General features: G+C 33.5%; 24 protein-coding genes. 9 read left to right on the forward strand and 15 right to left on the reverse strand.

Annotated elements, in window-relative coordinates; translation table 11 throughout:
- Nucleotides 1–10: 10 nt before the first annotated feature.
- From C8C85_RS04895 to C8C85_RS04905, 3 genes are all read right to left on the reverse strand, one after another.
- On the reverse strand, nt 11–703 hold the full coding sequence (locus tag C8C85_RS04895) for a hypothetical protein (protein WP_116796073.1): 693 nt from the start codon (nt 701–703) through the stop codon (nt 11–13).
- A gap of 15 nt (nt 704–718) precedes the next feature.
- Nucleotides 719–1,276 (reverse strand): RNA polymerase sigma factor, encoded by a 558-nt coding sequence (locus tag C8C85_RS04900; RefSeq protein ID WP_116796074.1) that lies wholly within the window; start codon nt 1,274–1,276, stop codon nt 719–721.
- A 174-nt stretch (nt 1,277–1,450) separates the two neighbouring features.
- Nucleotides 1,451–2,428 carry a polyprenyl synthetase family protein gene (locus C8C85_RS04905; RefSeq protein ID WP_116796075.1) on the reverse strand — a complete coding sequence of 326 codons (978 nt, stop codon included), beginning with the start codon at nt 2,426–2,428 and terminating at the stop codon, nt 1,451–1,453.
- 347 nt (nt 2,429–2,775) lie between these two features.
- On the opposite strand from C8C85_RS04905, the gene C8C85_RS04910 reads away from it, so the two are divergent.
- A complete protein-coding gene (locus C8C85_RS04910; protein ID WP_116796076.1) occupies nt 2,776–3,636 on the forward strand; it encodes a hypothetical protein in 861 nt (286 codons plus the stop codon).
- 84 nt (nt 3,637–3,720) lie between these two features.
- Here the strand turns inward: C8C85_RS04910 and rlmN are convergent, their stop codons facing one another.
- Nucleotides 3,721–4,764: a 23S rRNA (adenine(2503)-C(2))-methyltransferase RlmN gene (gene rlmN, locus C8C85_RS04915; RefSeq protein ID WP_077376932.1), complete on the reverse strand. Its 1,044-nt coding sequence runs from the start codon at nt 4,762–4,764 to the stop codon at nt 3,721–3,723.
- A 633-nt stretch (nt 4,765–5,397) separates the two neighbouring features.
- Between rlmN and C8C85_RS04920 the strand changes: the two genes are divergently transcribed.
- From C8C85_RS04920 to C8C85_RS04950, 7 genes are all read left to right on the forward strand, one after another.
- A complete protein-coding gene (locus C8C85_RS04920) occupies nt 5,398–5,961 on the forward strand; it encodes a YceI family protein (RefSeq protein WP_116796077.1) in 564 nt (187 codons plus the stop codon).
- Between the two features lie 11 nt (nt 5,962–5,972).
- Nucleotides 5,973–7,367, forward strand: a complete 1,395-nt coding sequence (locus tag C8C85_RS04925) for a hypothetical protein (protein ID WP_116796078.1) — start codon at nt 5,973–5,975, stop codon at nt 7,365–7,367.
- A 1-nt stretch (nt 7,368) separates the two neighbouring features.
- Complete coding sequence (locus tag C8C85_RS04930) at nt 7,369–7,923, forward strand: YceI family protein (protein WP_116796079.1); 555 nt, start codon at nt 7,369–7,371, stop codon at nt 7,921–7,923.
- An 869-nt stretch (nt 7,924–8,792) separates the two neighbouring features.
- Nucleotides 8,793–9,356, forward strand: a complete 564-nt coding sequence (locus C8C85_RS04935; protein ID WP_116796080.1) for a YceI family protein — start codon at nt 8,793–8,795, stop codon at nt 9,354–9,356.
- Between the two features lie 6 nt (nt 9,357–9,362).
- Nucleotides 9,363–10,769: a hypothetical protein gene (locus C8C85_RS04940; RefSeq protein ID WP_116796081.1), complete on the forward strand. Its 1,407-nt coding sequence runs from the start codon at nt 9,363–9,365 to the stop codon at nt 10,767–10,769.
- 1 nt (nt 10,770) lies between these two features.
- Nucleotides 10,771–11,328 (forward strand): YceI family protein, encoded by a 558-nt coding sequence (locus C8C85_RS04945; protein WP_116796082.1) that lies wholly within the window; start codon nt 10,771–10,773, stop codon nt 11,326–11,328.
- A gap of 198 nt (nt 11,329–11,526) precedes the next feature.
- Nucleotides 11,527–12,168: an O-methyltransferase gene (locus C8C85_RS04950; protein WP_116796083.1), complete on the forward strand. Its 642-nt coding sequence runs from the start codon at nt 11,527–11,529 to the stop codon at nt 12,166–12,168.
- A gap of 124 nt (nt 12,169–12,292) precedes the next feature.
- Here the strand turns inward: C8C85_RS04950 and C8C85_RS04955 are convergent, their stop codons facing one another.
- The 8 genes from C8C85_RS04955 to C8C85_RS04990 all read right to left on the reverse strand — a co-directional run bounded on the left by C8C85_RS04955 (nt 12,293) and on the right by C8C85_RS04990 (nt 19,514).
- On the reverse strand, nt 12,293–12,853 hold the full coding sequence (locus C8C85_RS04955; protein ID WP_116796084.1) for a phosphatase PAP2 family protein: 561 nt from the start codon (nt 12,851–12,853) through the stop codon (nt 12,293–12,295).
- Nucleotides 12,853–13,251 carry a twin-arginine translocase TatA/TatE family subunit gene (locus tag C8C85_RS04960; protein WP_116796085.1) on the reverse strand — a complete coding sequence of 133 codons (399 nt, stop codon included), beginning with the start codon at nt 13,249–13,251 and terminating at the stop codon, nt 12,853–12,855. Before C8C85_RS04960 ends, C8C85_RS04955 begins: the two co-directional genes overlap by 1 nt.
- Nucleotides 13,252–13,417: 166 nt before the next feature.
- Nucleotides 13,418–15,661 carry a M1 family metallopeptidase gene (locus C8C85_RS04965; RefSeq protein WP_116796086.1) on the reverse strand — a complete coding sequence of 748 codons (2,244 nt, stop codon included), beginning with the start codon at nt 15,659–15,661 and terminating at the stop codon, nt 13,418–13,420.
- Between the two features lie 66 nt (nt 15,662–15,727).
- Nucleotides 15,728–16,231 (reverse strand): DUF6702 family protein, encoded by a 504-nt coding sequence (locus tag C8C85_RS04970; protein ID WP_116796087.1) that lies wholly within the window; start codon nt 16,229–16,231, stop codon nt 15,728–15,730.
- Nucleotides 16,228–16,986 carry a hypothetical protein gene (locus C8C85_RS04975; protein ID WP_116796088.1) on the reverse strand — a complete coding sequence of 253 codons (759 nt, stop codon included), beginning with the start codon at nt 16,984–16,986 and terminating at the stop codon, nt 16,228–16,230. The genes C8C85_RS04970 and C8C85_RS04975 overlap by 4 nt, the downstream gene beginning before the upstream one ends.
- Nucleotides 16,987–17,223: 237 nt before the next feature.
- Nucleotides 17,224–17,946, reverse strand: a complete 723-nt coding sequence (locus C8C85_RS04980; RefSeq protein WP_116796089.1) for a hypothetical protein — start codon at nt 17,944–17,946, stop codon at nt 17,224–17,226.
- 30 nt (nt 17,947–17,976) lie between these two features.
- On the reverse strand, nt 17,977–18,750 hold the full coding sequence (locus tag C8C85_RS04985) for a carboxypeptidase-like regulatory domain-containing protein (protein ID WP_116796090.1): 774 nt from the start codon (nt 18,748–18,750) through the stop codon (nt 17,977–17,979).
- A 32-nt stretch (nt 18,751–18,782) separates the two neighbouring features.
- Nucleotides 18,783–19,514 carry a carboxypeptidase-like regulatory domain-containing protein gene (locus C8C85_RS04990; RefSeq protein WP_116798375.1) on the reverse strand — a complete coding sequence of 244 codons (732 nt, stop codon included), beginning with the start codon at nt 19,512–19,514 and terminating at the stop codon, nt 18,783–18,785.
- A 272-nt stretch (nt 19,515–19,786) separates the two neighbouring features.
- On the opposite strand from C8C85_RS04990, the gene pepE reads away from it, so the two are divergent.
- Nucleotides 19,787–20,494, forward strand: coding sequence for a dipeptidase PepE (gene pepE / locus C8C85_RS04995; RefSeq protein WP_116796091.1), 708 nt, complete (start codon nt 19,787–19,789; stop codon nt 20,492–20,494).
- Between the two features lie 69 nt (nt 20,495–20,563).
- On the opposite strand, the gene C8C85_RS05000 is transcribed toward pepE, so the two are convergent.
- The 3 genes from C8C85_RS05000 to C8C85_RS05010 are packed head-to-tail and all read right to left on the reverse strand — an operon-like array spanning nt 20,564 to nt 24,982.
- A complete protein-coding gene (locus C8C85_RS05000) occupies nt 20,564–21,970 on the reverse strand; it encodes a TolC family protein (RefSeq protein ID WP_116798376.1) in 1,407 nt (468 codons plus the stop codon).
- Nucleotides 21,970–23,319: an HlyD family secretion protein gene (locus C8C85_RS05005; RefSeq protein ID WP_116796092.1), complete on the reverse strand. Its 1,350-nt coding sequence runs from the start codon at nt 23,317–23,319 to the stop codon at nt 21,970–21,972. The genes C8C85_RS05000 and C8C85_RS05005 overlap by 1 nt, the downstream gene beginning before the upstream one ends.
- Nucleotides 23,320–23,323: 4 nt before the next feature.
- A complete protein-coding gene (locus C8C85_RS05010; protein ID WP_116796093.1) occupies nt 23,324–24,982 on the reverse strand; it encodes a peptidase domain-containing ABC transporter in 1,659 nt (552 codons plus the stop codon).
- Between the last annotated feature and the right edge of the window lie 3 nt (nt 24,983–24,985).

Genomic DNA, 24,985 nt, shown 5'->3' on the forward strand with positions numbered 1-24,985 from the left:
GATTGATGATTTATTCTGAATTCCGATTGCTCAAAGCCAATTTCACTGCTTTAAAATTTTGATTTACAGTTTTAATTGCTTTTTCTCTAAAAGTAAGATCTAGTTCACCATCGACTTGAGTAAGCAATTCGTTCGAATTAACTTTAACATTCGATTTGGCTACCGCAGAACTCTTTCTTGGAGAGGCATTATCTACCGATGCTAATAGCTCGTCAGCATTAACATACTTTGGTTTTGTTGGAACTACTTTCTGTTCCGCTTCTTGATTGATGATTACTATTTGTTGTTCTTGAACAATTTCTTTTTCTGCAACTTGAATTCCTGAATTTGACAAAACACTGTCAGAACCAACTTCCGATTTTGTTCCTGTTGACGCCAATTGCTTTTCAATATTTTTTGTCGCTTCAACTCTTTTGAGCAAATTTATTTTTTCTGGCACAGTTTTTATTTCAGGAATAACTTTCGATTCATTAACTACAATTTTATCCTTATTAATAACATTTTTATTTTGATTAAAATACAAAGTACCTATTAGCAAAAAACCTAGAATACTTGCAGCAATATACATCCACTTAAAGCTGCGTTTTGGTTTTTCGGCAACAGTAAGCATAGCATCTAACCTATCCCAAGAAGCTTTTGAGGGGGTAATCTCCCTTGCATTAATCTTTTCTTTAAATTGATTTTCTGTAACACTCTTTTTCATCCTATTATTTTTTACTCAAGAATACTTCTCTTTATTTTTCAAAATATTTATTTGATTTTTCAAAATTCTTCGAGCATGTGCAAATTGGGATTTGGAAGTACCTTCATTAATTCCCAACATACTTCCTATTTCTTTGTGCTTATACCCTTCTATAACAAATAAATTAAAGATGATTTTGTAACCATCCGGCAAACCGTCTATCAAACTTTGAATATCTTCTATAGAAAACTGAATATCGGCTTCACTATCCACTTCTTCAAAACCTACGGAATCTTCTATAAAATGAACCTTTTTTTGAACCCTGATAAATGAAATACATTCATTAATCATCGTTCTCCTAATCCAGCCTTCAAAACTTCCTTTGTTTTCAAATCGTCCTAAGTTGACAAACACTTTCATGAAAGCAGTAATCATTACATCTTCGGCCAATTGCAAGTCTTTTATATACTGCCGGCAAACACTTAACATTTTTGGCGAATATTTGGAATAAATACATTGTTGAGCCTGTCGGTTGTTTTTGACAGCCAAAGCAATTATTTCATTTTCTTCCTGATGTAAATTAATTACTTTCAAAGTGGTTTAAAAAAGTGGTTCTATATGTATAGACGAGAATTAATGCAAAAAGGTTGCATGGGTTTAAAAAAAAAATATCAATTTCAAAAATCAATGACAATAACAATGTAAAAATCAATAGCAATTACTTTTGAAATTGCCATTGATTTTTGAAATTGATATTGATATTGAAAACTATTTCTTTCTTTCGATAACGTAATTCACCATCAGAATAAGTGCTGCTTTATAATCGGATTCTGGATAATCGTTCAGCAGTTGTAGTGCTTCTTGCTGAAATTCTACCATTTTATTTTCGGCATAAGTCAAACCTTGATTATCTTTTACAAAAGCAATCACTTCTTTAACTCTTTTTTTATCCTTGTTGTGGTTCTTTATCGAGTTGATAAGCCAACTTTTCTCTTTTGAAGTACAATTATTAAGAACATGAATTAATGGCAAAGTCATTTTTTGTTCTTTGATATCGATTCCTGTTGGTTTTCCAATAGCTTCTTCAGAATAATCGAATAAATCATCTTTAATCTGGAATGCCATTCCGATGAGTTCACCAAACTTTCTCATGTTCTCTACCTGAATCTCATCCTCGACAACCGATCTAGCACCAAGAGCACAACAGGCTGCAATAAGTGTAGCCGTCTTTTTTCGGATAATTTCGTAATAAACAGCTTCGGTAATATCGAGCCTTCTGGCTTTTTCTATTTGAAGTAATTCACCTTCGCTCATCTCTCGAACAGCAACAGAAATAATTTTGAGTAAATCAAAGTCTCCATGATCGATAGAAAGTAACAATCCTTTGGACAACAAATAATCCCCTACCAAAACAGCAATTTTATTTTTCCAAAGCGCATTAATGGAGAAAAAACCTCTGCGACGATTACTATCATCCACCACATCGTCATGAACCAATGTTGCCGTATGAATTAATTCAATTACACAAGCTCCTCTATAAGTTCGCTCGTTGACAGAACCTTTGGATACCATTTTGGCCATCAAGAAAACAAACATAGGTCTCATTTGTTTTCCTTTTCTGTTGACGATATAATATGTAATGCGGTTTAAAAGAGCAACTTTGGAGGTCATTGATTCGTAGAACTTTTTTTCAAAAAGTTCCATTTCGTAAACTATTGGCTGCTTTATTTGTGTAGTAATATTCATTTAGATGTCAAATATACTATTTTAAATAAAAAAACGTTAGTCATAATATGTTAAGTGTAAATAATTATTTTGTGATTTTATACTAGTAATTATATTCATTGATTCTTTTACGCTATAAGTTTCTTGCAAAACGGTTTTAAGTATGATTATAACTTTATAAAAAATAGTGTTTTATAGTAACTCCATTACTGGAACACAAATAACATTACTCAAAAAAATCCTGAAAATATTGATTCCCCTTAAAAGGAATTATTCTTTTATTATTTTCAAAAAGAAAATAAAGTCTTTAGACTGAATTTCTTTTTTGAAAATTAAACATCTTATAATAAACCTTAAATCTATTAATTATGAAAACAAAGATTTTTTTCATTGCTTCATTCATAGCAATAGCCCTATTTATTAGTTGTGACAATTCAGACAATAGTTCTGATAACACGAATCCAACTTCTCCAACCAGCCAGGTAGCTGTAGACAACAAAATTGACGCTTCCATTGAAGACGTTTCAAATATAGCAGAAGATCAATTTTCTATGAAACAAAGCGGTACAGCTAAGTCATCTGAAACGGTAAAAAGTTTTTTGCCAGCCTGTGCTGTTACAACATGGACATATGTAGACGGAACATTTACTGGCACAATTGATTTTGGAACTGAAGGCTGTACTCTTGAAAACGGAAATGTATTAAAAGGAAAAATCACTCTTTCTTTCTCAGGAAATTTCATGACTCCAGAGCAAACGATTACTTATTCCTTTGATCAATTTTATCACAACGGCAACAAAATTCAAGGTAGCAAAACCATTATAAGAACTCTTAAAAGCACCGAATTACTTGCAGCAGTGCATCCTGTATTCACTTGTACCGTTGACATGACTATAACTTTTGAAGACGGATCTGTTTATACTAGAACAGGAAATAGAATAAAAGAAATGGTAGAAGGTTATGATACAAAAGGCAATTGGAGTGATAATGTTTTCTTGGTAACGGGAAGTGAAACCACAGCCTGGCCAAATGGAGACACTAGTTCAAGTACTATTAAAACACCGTTACGTTATGAAATGGCCTGCAAAAAACCATTCCCTGTTTCTGGTACTGTTTCAAAAGTTAAAAATGGCGTTGAAACATTGGTCGATTATGGAACTGGAGAATGCGACAATCTAGCCTCTGTTACTACTGGAGGTGTGACTACTACTATAGAATTAAAAAAATAAAATAACAACTTTCTTAAAAGAAAAAAAGCATTAAAATGAGCCTAACTGTTCATTTTAATGCTTTTTTTTCTTTTAGTTTGATATTTAAGCTTCTTTATTGGCTAATTGCCCACAAGCTGCATCAATATCCTTTCCACGGCTTCTTCTTACTTTTACCACAATTCCAGTGTTCTCAAGTGCTTTTATATAGGCATTTATAGATTCTTCGGAAGCTTGTTGAAATTCCCCATCATCAATTGGATTGTATTCAATCAAGTTTACTTTACAAGGGACATATTTACAGAATTTCACTAAGGCATCTATCGAGGCTTTATCATCATTAATTCCTTTCCAAACCACATATTCATAGGATACTTTGCACTTTGTTTTTCGATACCAATATTCAAGTGATTCTCTTAGATCTGCCAAAGGGAAATTTTCACTAAAAGGCATGATACGGGATCGGATTTCATCAATAGCAGAGTGCAATGAAACCGCCAATTTGAATTTAACATCGTCATCTGCCAATTTCTTAATCATTTTGGGAATCCCTGAAGTAGAAACCATAATACGTTTTGGAGACATTCCCAGTCCTTCTGGAGAAGTGATCATTTCAATCGCTTTCAAAACATTATTATAATTCATAAGTGGCTCACCCATTCCCATAAAAACAATATTCGAAAGTGGATGATTGTGATACAGCCTGCTTTCTCTATCAATCGCAATTACTTGATCGTAAATTTCGGCCGGTTCCAGATTACGCATACGTTTCAATCTTGCAGTAGCACAAAAATTACAATCCAGACTACACCCCACTTGACTCGACACACAGGCAGTTGTTCTGGTTTGCGTTGGAATCAAAACACTTTCTACTACCAATCCATCATGCAACCTAACCGCATTTTTAACAGTTCCGTCTTCACTTCGTTGCATCGTATCCACTTTGATGTGATTGATAACAAAATTATCTTCCAGCATGGCACGAGTGCTCTTGGCGACATTAGTCATATCCTCAAAGCTATGCGCACCTTTACTCCACAACCATTCGTAGACTTGATTGCCTCGAAAAGCTTTATCCCCATTGGTTACAAAAAAATCTCTCAATTGGTCTTTGGATAGTGCCCGTATGTCTTTTTTCTCAATTTGCATGGTGCAAATTTAACGACATTTTGTTGATATCGCAATTTTAAATAAATGCCCCTAAAATAACTTATATACTGAAGAGCAGTTTCGGCTTTTTAAAATTCAATAGTATTCATTGGCGATTGCCCCAAGAAAAAAAAATACGCATCCAATTTATATAAATCCTCTTGAGTATTTATTCAAGTTGTCAAAAAAGAAAATTTCCGATTATTTTTAAAACCTTAAAAACATTTTTTTAAATATTAACAAAATAATTGGCGGAAATAAACTACATTTTAGATATAAAATTTTTAATAGATCAAATAAAGAACAAATCAAACAACAGAGAAAAACATCCTTCATCAAAATCTTACAAAAAGACCCTAAAGTCTTATATACAAGTATATTAAGGTTATTTTCACTTGAAAAAAATGTAACAAAAAGCAGTAAAAAAAACGATATAGTCAACAACTTCATCTAATCGTTAAATAAAATACCATTTTTATATTTTTCTTAACATGATTTATATCATATTCCTATTTTGACTTCCATCCTAAATTTGTACCAGTTAAGTAAGTAAAAAGATTTTAAATCAAAAATCAGAACGAAATCTTACTGCTCTAACAAAACTTTAATTACAATCAATTTAAATAAAAAGTCATGAATTCAAAAATTAAAACAATTATCACCTCAATGGTTTTGTTTACAATGACCTTAACTGTAAACGCACAAAAAGCCTACAATTTAGATGCAAAAACAAATTTTTCTGTATTCGGCACCTCTACATTGCATGATTGGGAAATGAAATCACCTTCAAGAACAGGAACAGCCAATCTTACGGTAACCGATTCAAAAATAACTGACATTAATAGTATTGACATTACTCTTCCTGCCGAAAGCATTAAAAGTGAAAAAAAGAGCATGGATAAGGTAGCTTACGAAACTTTAAAAACAGACAAATTCAAAAACATTAAATATGTTTTAAAATCCGCTGACAAAGTAAACGAAACTACTTGGAACCTTACCGGTACCTATACCATCGCAGGAGTTTCTAAAGTCCTAAAAACACAAGTAAAAACCACAGTAACAAATGGAGTAGTAAACATACAAGGATCCAATAAAATAACATTCACCGAGTTTGGCATGAAATCTCCTACGGCCATGTTTGGAGCAATAAAAACAGGAGAAGACTTAACAATAAAATTCAATTTAAACTTTAACTAAATACCATAATCATGAGAAGAATTTATTTCTTAGCAGTAGGGCTATTATCAATGGCCGCTGCAAACGCTCAAGTATCATTTGGGCAAATGCAAAATCAAATTTCAAGAAGCAAAGATGGAATTAACGTTTTTGACGTACAAAAAGACGACAAGGAATTCAAAGGACTAAGTGTTGACTTAGGAGGCGCATTCAATATGGATTTCCAAGCAATAAATTCGTTCAATGATCAACCAGCAAATTTTCCTGCACCTTCAAAAATTACTGGATATCGATTAATGAATACTGAAAATAATTTCGTTCTTCCTGCTGCCGATATGACTATTGGAGCTCAATTGTTTGATGGTGTAAGAGTAAATTTAGATATTTATTTAGCTTCAAGACACCACAATGACACTTATGCAAGAGGTGGATATTTACAAATTGACAAGCTAGACTTCATCAAAAAAGACTTTTTGGCTGATATAATGAAATACGCAACCATTAAAATCGGACAAATGGAGAACAACTATGGTGATGCTCACTTTAAAAGTTCAGACAACGGTAGCACGCTTAGAAATGCATTCGTTGGAAATAATATCATGAATGCATTCACTACTGAGATGGGTATCGAAGTATATTACAACAGAAACGGATGGGTAAGCATGTTAGGTGCCACAAATGGAAATTTAAATCAAAGTACTCAAGAAGTGGCTTATCCTACTCTTTCTCCTGCTACTCCAGATGCAAATACAGCAGTTAGCCCAACAATCTTGGCCAAATTTGGTTATGACAAACAACTCAACGAAGATTTGAGAGTAAGACTTACAGGTTCTTACTACCATAATGCAAACTTGGGTAATTCAAACTTATATGCTTCTTCTAGATCAGGATTTGGTTTTTGGGGTGTATTGAACAATAACGCTTATAAAAATAACGGTGTTGATGTTGCTAGTAATTTTAATTCAACTTCCACTCCGGAAGCAACTTTCAACCCTAATTTCAAAAACTGGGCTACTTCCTATATGATTAACCCATTTGTAAAATACAAAGGTTTTGAATTCTTTGGAACTATCGAATTAGCTTCAGGAGGAGATAAAGCAGGGGTCGACAACAAACGTACTGCTGACCAATATGCTGGAGACATTGTTTACAGATTTGGAAAAACTGAACAATTCTATATCGCCGGAAAATACAATACAGTATCTGGAAAAATATCTAATGCTGATGCCAAAAAAGTTACTGTAGACAGATTTGAATCAAGTATTGGTTGGTTCATGACTAGAAACATAGTGGCAAAATTAGATTATGTAAGTCAAAATTACAGAAATTACACACAATTTGTAGGAAACGTGCCTACTGGAAATGCCAACAATTTTTATGGTGGTAAATTCAACGGTCTTGTATTTGAAGCAGCAATTTCATTCTAATATGTTTCAAAGGTTATCATTAATAGTTATGGGTTTGGCACTTTTCTTCATACTTGGAAGTGCTAAACCCATTTCTTTATTAATTGACTCCAATATTATCATCATTGAAAGACTGGAAATAGAAATCGTAGGAAATTCGACTGTTGGCCGATACAATTGTTCCAACTCCCTTGCATACAGAGACACCATTTATTTAAACTCAAACACTAAAAACAGTTTAAAGTCTGAGATCTCAATGAACAATTTTGAATGTGGAAACAGAATTATGAACAAAGACGTAAAAAGTACTGTTAAAGCAACTAAATTTCCCAAAAGTACCGTCACCATTACCAATATAAAACCTTTTGGAGCCAATTACAAATGCAGTTTGACTTTTCGCATAACTGACAAAACCCTTTCATACCAGAACATGGTTTTAAAAACCACAAAAGAATCACTTGAAGGTGTTGTAGCAGTAAATTTTTCAGACATTGCTCTTGAACCACCAACAAAAATGGGAGGCCTCATAAAAGTAAAAGATGAATTCGTGATTCATTTCAACTTGTACAAACAATAATTCCATTACTTCCTTCATCCCAGTTCCTAATTAAAACAATTGTTTTTATTAGGATTTTTTATTTTATAATGGGTTCTAAAAACCTTCCCAATACTTTTTAAAAAATAAAAATTCGAACTGTAGACTATCTCTTAACGTTGTACGATGACACTTTCTTCTGCATCGGGGTTAACAAATTTCATCACATTTCTAAAATCCTCAAAAAAAGAAGCTCTGGGAAATTTTATTAAAAAAATTCATGAAAGACATTGACTAAAAAACTTTAATTACATAAACAATTTTTAAGAGCATTTTTCAGAAAGCCAAAGTCTTTTTCCGTTACTTGGCCAGAACTTAATCTCAATTTCTAATAGAGCACAAAAAAACAAAATCGTTAAAACGATAAAAATCAAGCAACTAATTTAATGCCATATGTTTTTTATAACTTTTGTTTTATTAAATTTGTCATAATCCAAAACTAAAAACATACTTTCTGGATCAATTTAGTTAAAATAATACTCTTACCAAAAAAGAGTTTTGGTAGGTTTTGATAAAAGGCAGAAATAAAAAAATTATGTTAAATAGTCCCAAAAACAACATAATTATATTTTAACAAAAAAAAACACTTACATTTTCATTTTTCTTTAAATAGAGCAAAAATTATTATTTTCAAAAAAAAGACATAATTATCGTTTGAAGAATCAACATTTATAAAATTACAGCTTTTACATTTTATATTAACAAGAATAATAATAACATTGTATTTGAAATTAATTTTATCTCACACATTTTATCTAATAATCTAAGTTAATCTAATGCTTTCAAAACAAATTAATTAAAAACTAAAAATATTTTCCAAACACGATTACTAACTAATTTTCACAAAAGTCATGAAAACAATTCTTAAAAAAATTTCTACAACCTTGACATTATTTATGATTGTAATGTCCGCAAATGCCCAAAAGAATTATACGTTGGATGCTAAAACAAATTTTTCGGTATTTGGAACCTCAACATTGCATGATTGGGAAATGAAATCAGCTTCAAAAACTGGAACCGCAAATTTAACCGTCGCTAACTCAAAACTAACAGCCATCACCAGCATTGACATAACCCTACCCGTAGAGACAATAAAAAGCGAGAAAACCAAAATGGATAAAATTGCCTATGAAACTTTAAAATCAGACAAAAACAAAAACATCAAATATGTTTTAAAATCTGCTGAAAAAGTAAATGAAACAACTTGGAACTTAACAGGGACTTATACTATAGCCGGTGTGAGTAAAGAACATAAAACCCAAGTTAAAACATCAGTTACCAATGGAATTGTTAATTTACAAGGATCAAACAAAATAACTTTCAAAGAGTTTGGTATGAAATCCCCAACTGCTATGCTTGGCACAATAAAAACTGGAGAAGATTTGACAATAAAATTCAACATTAACTTTAAATAAAAGACCATGAGAAAAATTATCTTTTTTGCAGCCGGTATATTTTCCCTGACCGCCGTTAATGCGCAGGTTTCTTTTAGAAAAATGCAAAATATGATTCCTCGGAGCAAAGAGGGACTGAACGTATTTGATGTCAAGAAAGATGACGTTCCTTATGACGGTATGAGTGTAGATCTAGGTGGCGCTTTTGCTATGCAATTTCAAGGACTAAAATCCTTTAACGACCAACAAGAAGGCACATATCCAGCTCCCAATGGGGCTTTGATTTCTGGAAATGCCGGAACTACGGGTTACAGATTAAACGGTTTAGAAAACAACTTCAATTTACCTGCAGCCAATTTGACTTTTGGAGCTCAATTAGCTGATGGAGTACGTGTAAATTTAGATGTCTACCTTGCATCCAGACACCATAACGAAACTTGGGTAAAAGGTGGCTATTTACAAATTGACAAATTGGATTTCATCAAGAAAGGGTTATTGGAAGATTTAATGAAATACACCAGCATAAAAATCGGTCAAATGGAGAATAACTACGGTGATTCCCACTTTAGAAGAACTGACAATGGTAATGCTCTCTTGAATCCTTTTATTGAAGCCAATATCATGGATTCCTTTCAAACGGATATGGGAATGGAAGTATACTACATCAGGGACGGTTTGGTAAGTATGTTGGGAGTTACAAATGGCAAATTAAACCAAGGTGTTGCCGAGTTTATTCCAGGTTCTGCAACTCCAACTGCTCCAGATCCAAACACTACGGTAAGTCCAACTGTTTTAGCTAAATTGGGATATGACAAACAATTGGACGACGATTTAAGAGTAAGAATCACAGGATCCTACAATCATAATGCCAACATGAGTTCAAACCCATGGGGGTCAGACAGAGCCGGTAGCCGCTATTTTGGGGTGATGTCGCACCAAGCTTATTCGTATAATACAACTCCTGTAGCAAATAACTTTGACCCAGCTTCTAATGCCACCACCGGAAGATTCAGCCCTGGATATTCAAACTGGTACACCGCATTCATGATTAATCCATTTATCAAATACAAAGGATTGGAGTTCTTTGGAACTTTAGAATTCACAAGTGGTGGAGACAGAAAAGGAAGTGATGACACTCGAAAAGTAGATCAATACGCAGCCGATTTAGTTTACCGATTTGGAAATACAGAACAATTCTATGTTGGCGGAAGATACAATATCGTTTCAGGAAAATTATCTAACGCTTCTGACAAAGTTAATGTAGATAGATTCGAAGCTTCTGCTGGATGGTTCATGACTAAAAATATTATTGCTAAATTAGCCTACACAAATCAAAACTATTCAGACTATTCCCAATACAGCGGAAACAGTTTAAACGATCTTTACGGAGGTAGTTTTAACGGAATTATGTTTGAAGCGGCTATAACTTTCTAATATGAAACAAAGAATATTATTTACAATTATGGGTTTAGTTCTTTTCTTTTTACTGGGAAAAGCTAAACCCATTTCCTTACTTAATGCTGAACCAAACATCATAGTTATCGACAAACTGGAAATCGAAATTTTAGGAAATTCCACTGTGGGTAAATACAATTGCGCCAACTCACTCGCATATAGGGATACTATTTATCTAAACTCAAACGTTAAAAACAGTTTGAAATCAGAAATCTCTATGAACAATTTTGAATGTGGGAACAGAATTATGAACAAAGACCTTAAAACCACTGTTAAGGCAACCAAGTTCCCAAAAAGTACCGTTACCATTACCAATATAAAACCTTCCGGAACCAATTATAAATGCAGTTTGAATTTTCACATAACAGACAAAACTCTTTCATACCAAAACTTAGTTTTAAAAAACACCAAAGAATCTCTTGAAGGAATTGTAGCTGTAAAATTTTCAGATATTGGTCTAGAACCACCAACAAAAATGGGAGGTATCATAAAAGTAAAAGATGAATTCGTGATTCATTTTAACTTGCATAAATTATAAAATTAATTTCTTTTTTACTTCTACTTACTAAAAACAGATGCGCAGTTAAATTTTTTCGTTTTTATAATAGGCAAAAAAAAGCTTTCTCATTGCTTTTAATTTAAAGCCAAATCATTAAACCTTCTACAAAATCAAATCAACTCCTTTTTTATAAATGTTAAATGAATAACTTTACGACAAATTTCAACAACGCGCAAAATGCATTTCATTTCCCAAGATTTAGAAGATTATATAGAGCAACATTCTGAAAAAGAACCTGAATTACTGGCAGCACTTAACAAGGAAACCTACCAAAAAATATTATTGCCCAGAATGCTCAGTGGTCATTTTCAGGGACGGGTTTTAAGTATGCTTTCTAAATTAATTCGTCCTGTAAACATTCTCGAAATTGGAACTTACACGGGCTACTCGGCTTTGTGTTTGTGCGAAGGCATGCAGGAAAACGGACAATTACACACCATTGATATCAAGGAAGAATTGGTTGATTTTCAGCGGAAGCATTTTGACAAGTCGCCTTGGGGCAAGCAAATTGTACAACATTTAGGTGAAGCTGTAGATATCATACCAAATCTGGATTTGAAATTTGACTTGGTTTTCATTGATGCCGACAAAGAAAATTACTTGAATTATTTTGAAATGATTTTGCCAAAAATGAATAAAGGCGGCATCATTTTATCCGATAATGTGTTATGGAGCGGTAAAGTACTCGAGCCGATACATCCAAATGATATCAGTACCAAAATACTTGTGGAATACAATCAATTGCTTAAGGATGATCCAAGGGTAGAAACTGTTTTATTGCCTATACGCGATGGATTGACGGTGAGTCGGGTGCTTTAAATTTTAGATTGCAGATTCATAAAAAATCCCATTCGTTCGTGAGCGAATGGGATTTTTTACTAAACCTCTGTCTGTTTTATGCTAACTGTATTCTATATCCTGCTATCAATATCTTTCAGAAATCTTAAATCTTTCCAGTTTTTAGTGCCCACTGGTATGCTTTATACATCAGATATCCCGTAATTAGTCCGCACAAATATCCGGCAAGAATGTCTAATGGATAATGCAATCCCAAATAAATTCGGCTGTAAGCAAAGATCAACGGCCATAAAAACAAGAAACCAAAAAACTTAAAATTTTTCTTGAAAATAAGGTATAAAAAAGTAGCCACAGCCATGGTATTGGCAGCATGCCCAGAGAAAAAACTAAAAGAAGTTCGAACTTGAACTACTCTGATAATAGTATTAATTTCGGGATTATTACAAGGTCTTGCTCTTTGAAAAGTATATTTAAACAGATTGGTTATTTGGTCAGTAGCCAACAGCAAAAAAGCAATAAAAAGCAACAAATAACCTGTTTGCTTTATTCCGATTTTTTTATAAATAAAATAGAATAACAATAAAAAAAAGGGAATCCAATTAACTTGTTTGGTAATGATAAGCCAAAGTCCATCGTAGGTTTCGGAACCTAAACCGTTGAGGTAAATAAATAATTGGGTATCTAGGGCAAGTATTTTTTCTAGCATTACATTTGTCGCTTTATAGGTCCTGTCAGATCATCTAAAACGGTTGTCCCATCAGGATTTTTGGTACCACTTAGCACACTGTCTTTTGTCTTGTTAACTTCAGTACTGAATGTTTCGGTAATTCCGTTTAATGTATTGGATGTTTCTCCCAAAAGATTTGTCTTTACTTTATTGATTTCAGAATTGATACCACCAGTTAAACTATCCAAGGTCTTTTGATCAAAACCATTAGCTTCGGCACCTTTTTGAATTTCGCTTTTAATATCGTTGGTTGCGTTTTTAAGCTGTGCCATTGCTTTACCCATAGTCCTTGCGATTTCTGGCACTTTATCGGATCCAAAAAGCATCAATACGATAAACATAATAAAAACTAATTCGCCTCCTCCTATTCCAAACATAATTTTTGTATTTAATGAGCAAAGATATTAAAATTTAAAACTTTGTGTTTTAATTATTTCATAAAAAAGGTGCTAAGATGCTAAGTTTCTAAGACTCTAAGGATTTAATTACCCTTGAAAAATCTTAGCCTCTCAGTACCTTAGCACCTTAGTAGCTCTTTTGCAATTAATCAAATTTAGATTTCGTTTCCACTTTCGGCCACGAATTATTGGTTACGTCAATATCGGCAGTTTCCAGTTTTGGATCGATTAAAATTTGTTTGATAGCTTTGTTAGTGGCGTACACTTTCTTGGCTGTTTCATTATTTTTTCTCCAAATTTGAGCTGGATATTTGTAATTATCCATCGTCCCATCTTCATAAGTAATTTGAACAATAATTGGCATTGGCATTCCACCAGGCTTATTGAACTCTACTTCATAAAAGTATTTTGGGTTTTTCAAAGCTGCCTTTTCTTCAGCAGTAAGTTTTTGATTTACATATTCTGAAAGAGTACTTACTTCTTCTATTTGCAATGGCTTCTTTGAAGCTGGATTCAATTCTGGATTATCTCCAGCAATTAAATACACAAATGGTCCTTTTTCCACTCCACTACGTCCTTTTCTAACTTTTACATCTTTCAAAGCTACAGTTGGAGTTTCTGTCACATAATATTGTTTTACATCGCTAACACCAATATCTACAAAGTCTGTAGAATAAAACCAACCTCTAAAGAACCAATCCAAATCTACTGCCGAAGCATCTTCCATTGTTCTGAAAAAATCTTCTGGTGTTGGGTGTTTAAATTTCCATCTGTTAGCATATACTTTGAACGCATAATCAAACAACTCACGCCCCATAATTGTTTCTCTAAGAATATTAAGCCCTGTAGCTGGTTTTCCGTAAGCATTATTTCCAAACTGAATGATGTTTTCAGAGTTCGACATAATAGGTTCCAACATCTTTTGATCTCCACTCATATAAGGAACAATATTCTTGGCTGGTCCACGTCTGGAAGGGAAATTAGTCCCCAATTCCTGTTCAGCCATATATTCCATAAAAGAGTTTAATCCTTCGTCCATCCATGTCCATTGGCGCTCATCAGAATTCACAATCATAGGAAAGAAATTATGTCCTACCTCATGAATCACCACTCCTATCATTCCGTTTTTAATTTGTTCGCTAGTCACTCCATTCTCATCTGGACGACCAAAGTTCCAACAAATCATAGGATATTCCATTCCTTGATCTTCAGCCGAAACTGACACCGCCTTTGGATAAGGATAATCAAAAGTATGAGAAGAATAACTTTTTAAAGTATGTGCAACCATCTTTGTTGATGTTTCTCCCCAAAGCGGATTGGCTTCTTTAGGATAAAGTGATTCTGCCATAACAACTTTTCCACCCAATTGCACCGCCATTGCATCATAAATAAATTTTCTTGAAGTGGCGATTCCAAAATCCCTTACGTTTTTAGCGCTAAATTTCCATGTTTTCTTTTGATCCGAGAATCCCTTTTCAGCAGCTACAGCTTCAGCTTGAGTCACAATAACCACAGGTTTATCAAATGATTTTTGAGCTAATTGATATCTTTTTACTTGTTCTGGCGTAAACACTTCGCTTCTGTTCATTAACTCCCCAGTAGCATCAACAACATGATCCGCAGGAACCGTAATGTTTACATCAAAATTCCCAAAGGGCAAAGCAAATTCTCCACCTCCCCAAAATTGCATATTTTGCCAACCCTCCACATCATTGTAAACTGCCATTCTTGGATAAAATTGGGCAATAACATAGAGTCTGTTGCCTTCTTTTTCGAATAATTCATAGCCTGAACGACCTCCATCTTGCTGATAATTATTGATATTGTACCACCATTTTATAGAAAAAGTCATGCTAGTCCCTGGTTTCATTGGCGTAACCAAATTGATGCGCATCATCGTTTGATTAACGGTATAGGATAATGGATTTCCTTTAGCATCTTTTACATATTCAATGTTAAAACCGCGATCCAATCCCTCTTTCAAATATTCATTGGCAAATTTATTTACAGGCAAAACAGCCTCTATTTTTTCATTTTCAACCAATGGAGACTGAGAGTTTTTGGCAGCTTGGTTTTGATCCATTTGCACCCACAGATATTCTAAATTATCAGGTGAATTGTTATAGTAAGTAATGGTTTCAGAACCGCTTAATTTAGCATTTTTATCATCCAGCTCTACATCAATTTTATAATCAGCCTGTTGTTGATAATAAGCTGGTCCCGGAGCTCCTGCTGCGGTACGAAACATATTTGGAGTTGCCAATAAATCATACATTTGACTGAATTTATTGGTGTCATATTTACCAGGTTGTTTCACAGCTGGTGTAACTGCTTTTTCTTGTGCCAATAAAATTGTTGGAAGAATAAATAAAAATGAAAATTTTCTCATAAACTAGCGTTTAAGTTGTTTTTAGGCGGTGAAAATAACAATTTTAAATAGAATTGTTGTTTCCCATCAATATTTTAACACTTGTTTAGTAGAACTCTCAGTAAAAAGAAAACTTTTCTTAGTACTAAATGCTGTCACGTGGACTATATTTTGCTGTTCGGCAAAACAATCAATTAATACGGAATTATAAATTTCGAGAGCATTTATTTTCGAAATTTCTTTAACGTTTAAATAGCAAACCAACACATCACCATCCATTTCCTTGCTCAAGAAATTCATTGTTTTGGGTTGTCCATTGACTTTAATGGTAAAATTTTCGGCTAGGTATTTTTTTAATAAATCTAACGACTCGACAGTCTCTTTATCAGTTCCCAAAAAAAACTTTCTGTTGTATTTTTTTTCCAGAGTTTTATTGAGGTCATCAACAAATATGCGAGAAGTAACTTGGAGCATTTTTTTTTCGGGTGCATAATTTATTTGGTAAATGGCCATGTAAAATTTATGGACACCAAAACTGCTTATCGAAAATGCAAAAAACAATAAAAGAGCGACAACTATACCTTTTTTCATTTTTCAAAAGTAGCAATATTTTTGAACTCATTGTTTTTTGCAATTAAAAAATCCATTATTTCAAATTCTTGATTTGTATTGACAAAAGTTTTTGATTTTGGATCATTTTCGCAAAACAAGAGAAATAAACCTACTTGATCGTCTTTCAATTTTAACTTATCCGTAAAAAAAGAATAACTGACACTTTGCATGGCAACAGTAGTAAAACCAACATCCGAAACCAAATCAGATTTATTCGGATTGTTTTTAAATAAGTTTTTGAAAATTTTATTATAGACTCTAATGACGTCCATATTGTTTGGATCTCCCGTTCCTGTTGGCATCATTAAAATATTATCCGGATTGGATTGTTGGTCATCATAATACTGAGTGTCCACAATTTTTTGTGTATTCCCAAATTCCGGATGCGGACCATTTTTAGCATAAACAACTACTGCCAGCAATTGATTGGCAACGGCATTAAGTTTTATTCTGTAAAAAGAAGAAGAAATATCTTTTTCTGAAAGGACTACTTTTTTACTTTTAAAACCTAAACTAGTAAAAACCAAGGTATCTTTTACTTTAGCCAAAATGCTGAAATATCCCTTTGTATCAATTATTGAACCTGTTTTTGCATTTATATTAAAAACCAAACCATTTTCAATAGCAATAGAGTCATTTACCACTTTTCCATGCACAGTTTTACGGGTCAATACCTGACCAAAAGCAAGATGACAACTCAAAAACAAAACCAAGATTCCTAATACATTTCTCATTTGTAATTACTTAAAGTTTAACAACTTAAAAAAGCAGTTTCAGTATCAAAACGATACCTTTGCGCCTATTAAAATTACAACTTTATTTTAATCTTAATGATATCTACTGCTGTTATTTTTTATAATTTCTTCTGAAAAAGTATTTAAATTTTGATTGTCATTTTTTTTTTGAAAAAGATTCCTGAATCAATACCGAACAATATTTCCACCATTAAAAACAAAACATTTCAATAACTATTATTCTTTACTTACCCTTTTTTGATTGTAAACAATAGAAAGATTTGCCATTAGAAACATGCTCATCGTTTTATCTTTTAGACTTAAAGATTCAACAAATCGCTTATCTTCAACACAATAATACTGAAATCCTTTGATGAGTTCTTCGGGAATTTTTAAGGTTCTGGTATAATATTTATTTCCAAAAAGATATTCTAATTTTTTTAATAATAATTCTTTCTTTTCTATTTCAACATTCATTTTAAGAATCTCTTTATCCCCTGAAATAGAACTGAACAGCCCTTGAATACCACCAGAATTAGAATATAATCTTCGCTCTTGTGGCGTAAATTTAACTTGTCCTCGAGGAATTATCCCTAAGTTTTCAGCCGATATATTGGCATCTTTATTAATAATCACCTCATCCAATTCAACAGCGTTAAAAATCATATCTACTTCCATCATTCCCGAATTGTATTCGTGTTTGTACACGTATTTTTTCAAATACTTATAATCAATTCCTGAGAAGTTCAAAATATCCCCTTCTTTTGTCTGTATAGAAAAGCAGCCATCTTTATCGCTTACCGCCATCATTTTATTCATGCAATTGATAACACTAATCCCATCCAATTTTTTTGTATCGGATACAACTGTTCCAATTATGATTTTTTCAACATTCGTTTGCGCTGTCAATAACTGATTTTGGCCTAATAAAACAAGTAATACAATTATACTATTTTTCATTTATAACAAATAAAATTCAACAATTTAGGCTTAATTATTTTCGACATCACTTTGTCTGTTTTTATTAAAACTGGAAGCCAGGCCCACAATTAAAAACATACTCATCGTCTTGTTTTTTTCTTTTAGTGACCTAACAAAATCTTGGTCTTCTATACAATAATACTGGAAGCCCTTGATGTACTCTTCGGGTATTTTTAGAGTTTCTATGTAATATTTGTCTTCAAATAGTCCGTCTATTTTGGCCATCAAAACCTCTTTTTTCTCAACCGTTACAGCTTTTTTGAGCATTGCTGTCCTACCATTTATGGCATTCAAAATAGGGTCAACCGCCAACATCCCACCTAACAATCCTAATAAGTGTATTGGCTTAAAATCACCAGCTGTTTGCAATTTCCTTTCTTGAGATGTCAGTTTGACTTGATCGCGGGGGATTATTCCGAGATTCTCAGCACTTATTTCGGAGTGTTCATTAATAATCACTTCTTTCAGTTCAATACTTTTGGGGGTTAAATCCACAACAATATTCCCCATTCTGAATTCTTGAATCTTTATGTATTTCCTTAATTCCTCATAATTAACCGCCGAAAAATTCAAAATATCACCCACTTTCGCAAGAATCGAAAAAGCACCATATTGATCTGAGACTACCATTATTTTGGTCGAGGCATTCGTAATATTGATTCCTTCCAGCGGAACTCCATCCGAGCTTACTTGCCCCTTTATCCATTTCTCGACCCCCACTTGTGCTACCGCGAACTGGACTATAAAAAAGAAAATAAATAAAAAAGTAAAATTATTCTTCACAAGTTATCAAGAGATTTTTATGAGTTTTAAAATTATTTGCCGTTTTCATCAGACGCTCTGTTCTTGTTGTAGTGTGTAGCCAAGCCAACAATTAAAAACATACACATTGTCTTGTTTTTAGAATTCAAAGCATTCTCGAAATCGGGATCTTCAACACAATAATATTGAAATCCTTTAATCAGTTCTTCTGGAATTTTCAAGGTTTGTATATAATATTTATCTTCAAAAAGATATTCCAGCTTGTGCATTAAAATTTCTTTTTTTTCTACAATTACATTCTTTTTTAAATTTTCCAATTCACCAGTTAAGAGATTAATAACACCTACTATACCACCAGATCCTGAATAAAGTTTTCGCACAGCAGGTGTTAGTTTGACTTGACCTCGGGAAATTATCCCCATATTTTCAGTGGTAATTTCGGGATGACCGTTGACAACCACTTCTTTTAATTCGACACTTATAACAGTCATCTCAACAACAACATTCCCTAATTTGAATTCTTGCTTGTTTATAAACTTTCGCAAAGGTTCATAATTAACTGCTGAAAAATTCAAAATCTCACCTTCTTTTGCCAGTATAGAAAAAACTCCATATTGATCTGAAACCACTGTTGCTTTAGTTGACGAATTCGTGACATTAATACCTTCTAATGGAGTCGCATTCGACAATACTTGCCCTTTAACCCATTTCTCAACACTCGCTTGTGCCACTGAAAACTGGACTATGAAAATTGAAATAAATAAAAAGGTAAAATTATTCTTCACAAGCAATTTGGGAATTGATTTTTTAAAAACTTAATTATTCTCAGGATCTAAGCATTCGAAAACAGTTCAATTTTTGCGCATAAAACCGATTTTATCTTTTTAGACTTAAAAAATCTTCATCACAACTTATTTGCAAAATGTAAAAGTATCCCAATCCCATCCAAATTAATTACTAATAACTTGGTAAAAGTTTGTTAATTAAAACCGCTCTTCGATACATTGAAAAACAATCATTTTATACCTTTACACAGAATTTCACACAGCGCATAAAAATGAAAAACTGTATTATAGCAAGTACTTCAACCTTGCACGAAGGAGAATACCTTGAGTATTTATTACCCGAATTACAATTGCATTTTAAGGATTGCAAGACAATTCTATTTATTCCATTTGCAAGATCAGGCGGTATATCACATGACGAATACACTTCTAAAGTTGCCACGGCTTTCGCCAAAATAAACATAGCAGTAAAAGGTATTCATGAATTTGAAAACCCAAAAGAAGCCATACAAAAAGCAGAGGGTATTTTCACGGGTGGAGGCAACACTTTCCTGCTTGTCACTCAATTATATAAAAACGATCTCATGAATATTCTTGCTGATACTGTAAAAAATGGAACTCCTTATTTGGGCACCAGTGCAGGAAGCAACATTTGCGGATTGACGATGCAAACGACCAACGATATGCCTATTATTTATCCGCCTAGTTTTCAAACTTTAGGATTAATTCCGTTCAATTTGAATCCACATTATTTGGATCCAGATGACCAATCCAAGCATATGGGAGAAACGAGAGAAACGAGAATCAAAGAATTTCATGCATTTAACACTTTGCCAGTATTGGGATTACGAGAAGGAAGTTGGTTAGACGTAAAAGGAGAGAAAATCATCCTCAAAGGAAATTTGCAAGCACGCCTTTTTAGACAGAACCAATTACCTGAAGAATTAGCCAGCGGAAGTGATTTGAGTTTTTTAAATTAAAGCACAAGTAAATTCCACATCAAAGTGACAACGTACAAATGAAGCAATGTATTAAAAATGGATTTGCTATCAATTGGGATTTGCCATGATTTTATACAGTTCAGAATTGGAAGTGTAAAAACGGTTTTCTAATGCAATCTGCGATAGACGGGCACTAACCAAGCTGTTTTCTCGAGTGTTGATAAGGAATAACGAACTCTCTCCTAAATTGAATAATCGCTCTTCAGATTTTAACATTGTTTCATAATCCATGACCAGCTTATTGGTCAGTTTTTGTTGTTTAACCAAAGACTGAATTTCAATTTTTTGGGCATTGATCTTGTTCGTTAACTGCACTTTTTCTAAATCTCTTGTAAATTCGGACTCCTGAATTTTATATTGAGCTAATTTCAAACTGCCTCTTTCTTTTCTTAGAAACAAAGGAAAATAAAAATCAATACCCACTTTATAATTATCAGAATTGTTCGGAATGTTTGGGTTTGGCTGAGCCAAATAAGAGTAACCTAAATCTATTTTAGGCAAAAGCATATTGGCTTTTAGCTTTTTTTCGACAGTCAAAAAATCAATTTTGCTTTGCAGGGCTTCAATTTTAGGATGACTGGCCAGTGAAAATTCCTGATTCAAATCATTAATATTCAGTGTTTCCTGAATGGTTTCTACAAGGCTTTTCTCCGGAACAATAGCATCAGCAAGTTCTAGCGGTATATTGTTTTCTATCCAAAGAAAGTTTGACAGCTCCAATTTAGCTTTTGATAATTTCAATTTTGAATCCTCAAGAGCAAGCAATCTGTTTTTGACCACAATACCTGCTTCGACGCTATCTATAGCAGGTTTGTCACCTTGCTTGATTAAAGCTTCAATTCCTTCATATCGTTTTTGGGCGTTAACGCTGTAGCTTTCATATAATAAATTTTCTTCGTAGTTTTTTTTCCAATTAAAGTACGCAACTGAAGCATCGTATAAAACCGCAATGGCTTGAAGTTTTTGTTCGGCTTGGCTTAATTTGACTTGGATTTTTGCTTTTTGCAGGTCGGCCATCCTCTGATTAATTAGTAATCCTTGTCCAATAGGAACGCTAATTCCCAGCGATGCTAAACCATTAGCTGGCGTCTTACTTTGAGGATTAAGATAGTACCCCTCGTTCTCTTCGAACCCCGCTTTAATGTCAATTCCAAACCAGGTCGGGATTTTGAAACTGCTGTTTAGTACCGAATAATATTCAGTACCCTGAAACTGTTTTTTGTTATAATCCAGTTCAAGTTTTGGGTCAAATCCGCCACGCGCCATCATCAGATTGGCTTGTGCTTTGCTGATTTCCAAATTGGCATTTTTTACCAGTGGATGATATTTTTTTACAAAACCCAAATATTCATTATAACTCATTTCTTTGAGATGTAGCGGGAGCTGTTCCCCGTTATTGGTCTGACCGTAAATAGTCATTCCCAGTAATGAAAGTATGACAAGAAGGTGTTTCATTATTTTTTTCCTTTTGAAGGTTTCTCTTTTCCTTGATAATAATTTGGAGGAAAACCATTTAGTGTTCTCCATATTTCAAACCAAACCGGCACAGTGTTTAACAATGCTAAAGTTTGAGCACCAGATCCAATACTCAATTGTTTTGGCCACGGAGTTTCGCTTTTGTCTGGTGCAATAAGGATTCTGAATTTGCCATTATCACTGATAAAGTTTTCAATCGCCACTATTTCACCGCCAAATGTACCATACGACATATCCGGCCATCCTGAAAATACGATTGTAGGCCATCCGTCAAACCAAACTCTTACTTTTTCTCCTTTCTTTAGTAAGGGCAGATCTATTGGATCTACAAAAGATTCTACCGCTATATCATATCTGGAAGGCATAATTGTGGCAATAGGAGTTCCTTCTTTTATGGTTTCACCAATTCCCGACTGCAAAGCTCTGTTTATATAACCACTTTGTGCCGCTTTGATATAGTACATCCCGTTTCGAATACTGTAATTAGCATACTGATTCTCCAATTTACTTACCTGAGCTTCTGTGTCGTATTGATTGCTCATTGCAGTATATTGGTCACTTTGTGCTTTGGATAATTTTTCAGAATACTCAGCAATGATTCTGTTGATTTCTACCTCTGCATTGATTAATTCATTTTGGCTCGTGTAAAATTTATTCTCCTGAGTGATGATTTTAGCCTCTGATTCTTGCAGTTTCAAGCGTTTTTCTTCTACATCTGACAAGGCTTTTAGACCTTCTTTGTTCAGTTGTAGCGAACGGTTATACTGCGTGTTGGCAATCTTAAATTGTGTTTTTACCGCTTCAAGATCCATACTGTCGCTTTTTATTTTCAGACGTGCCTGTTTAATCTTGTTTTGGGACTGTTTGAGTTTTAGGCCTTTTTCTTTTTCAATGGCCTGCATTTGTACATTAAGAGTTGTAACTTTCGAACCATAAGAAGCTAAAGACTGTTTTTTTGCATTCACCTGATTTTTGGTGTTTTTGACCAAATTTGGATCCATATAGTCTTCTTTTATTTCAGATATAAAAAGAATAGTATCTCCTTTATTTACATAATCTCCCTCCTGTACATACCATTTTTCAATACGCCCTGAAATGACGGATTGAATAGACTGCGGTCTTTGGTTGGGTTTCAATGTAGTGACTGCTCCAGAACCCGAGATGTTTTGTGTCCAGGGAAAGAAAAGTACAACAACCACAAATATCGATACCGCCAAAATTATTCTGTTCAGAATTTTATAATGAGGCCGGTTGCTCAAATTCTTTACCGTAGAATATTTTTCGAGAGCTTTATTATTTATTGGATTTTTGTCAGATATATTTAACATAACCTTATTTTTTAGTGTCTAATAAAACCGTTCCTTTTTGCATTGTGATTTCCCGCGTACATTTGGTTAACCAATGTGGATTTTGAGAAACAACGATGACTGTCCATTTATTTTTTTCAGAAAGAATAAAGTCTATGATTTCATTGGCTACTTTTATGTCCATTTTATCTGTGGGTTCTTCATAAAATAAAATATTAGGTTTGTGTACAATGCTTCTTGCCAATAAAATCTTTTGCGCATTGGAAGAGGAAAGCTCTTTTCCTTCCGGGAATATTTTAGTGTCTAGTCCTTTTGGCAATGTTTTTATATAGTCGGTTAGCTGAACAGCATCTAGCGCCCATTTTAAAGTTTCGGTATCAATATTTTTATCATTAAAAGTTATATTCTCCAGAATTGTTCCTTCAAAAGGTGTTTCTCCTTGTATGATACTGCCAATTCTAGAACGGTATTGCTTTATGTCTATTTTGCTGAAGGTATCGTCATTGATGAAGAAGTTTCCAGAAGTAGGATGCAATAAACCGGAAAGTACTCGGATTAAAGTCGTTTTTCCTGAACCATTTTCACCATTGATTATGATTTTTTCACCTGAATCAATTTTTAAATTAATCCTCTTTAAAATTCTGGAATTACTTTCCGGAAGCCTGAATTCCAAATCATTGGTTTCAAGGCTGATGTTGGTGTAACAACTTTTGCTTTCAACATTAAATTCTTCTTCCAGTTCCATGTCGGTAACCTGACCAATCTTCTCGACTGCAGTCAATACATCATAAAAAGTTTCCAGTCCAAGAATAATTTTCTCTACAGAATTAATTACCAACAAAATAATGATTTCGGCAGCGACAAATTGTCCAATATTCATTTCTTGACTTAAAACCAAATAACCACCAATAATCAACAAACTTGCAGTAATAACTACCTTGAAAATGATAAGATGCCCAAATTGTCTTTTGAGGACATTAAAGTGATTTTCACGGCTGTGTAAATAATCTTTTATAATTCCATCGTTTTTCTCTAATGCAAAATCATAGTTGAGTTCATTTCTGAAACTAAAATTGTTTCGGGCAATTTCCTGGAGCCATCCAGCCGCTTTGTATTTATTCTTGGATGTTTTTAAGCTGGTTGAGATTCCTTCATTGTATGAAAATTTAAAAATGACATATAAAAAACCTAACAGTAAAAGCCCGAATACCATAAAGAACGAATGGTACAGCGTTAATAATATGATGCTGAAAACTATCTGCAGGATTGCCGCCGAAAAATCAACCAATAATTTTGATGTTCCTTTCTGTATCGTCAAGGTGTCAAAAAAGCGGTTGGATAATTCGGGCGGATAATGACCATAAAGCTCTTTAAATTCTATTTTAGGAAGTCTGGAGGCAAATTCGAATGACGAGCGTACAAACATTTTTTGCTGTAAATTTTCTGTAATTCTTAATTGCATCAGAGATAAGACACCTACAAGGATAACTCCAATAACCACAAGTATAACCAGAACAACCCACGACGCACTTACTCGACCGGATTGAATAAAGTTTACAATCGCCTGAATACCCAATGGAAGGGATAAACTCACGATTCCGGCAAAAATAGCGTAGAAAAAAATTTGTGAAACATCTTTTTTGTCCAGTTTCAAAAGGTTGAATAATCTTTTTAATGAAGTCATGTT

The sequence above is a fragment of the Flavobacterium sp. 103 genome (genome assembly GCF_003096795.1).
GTDB lineage: Bacteria > Bacteroidota > Bacteroidia > Flavobacteriales > Flavobacteriaceae > Flavobacterium.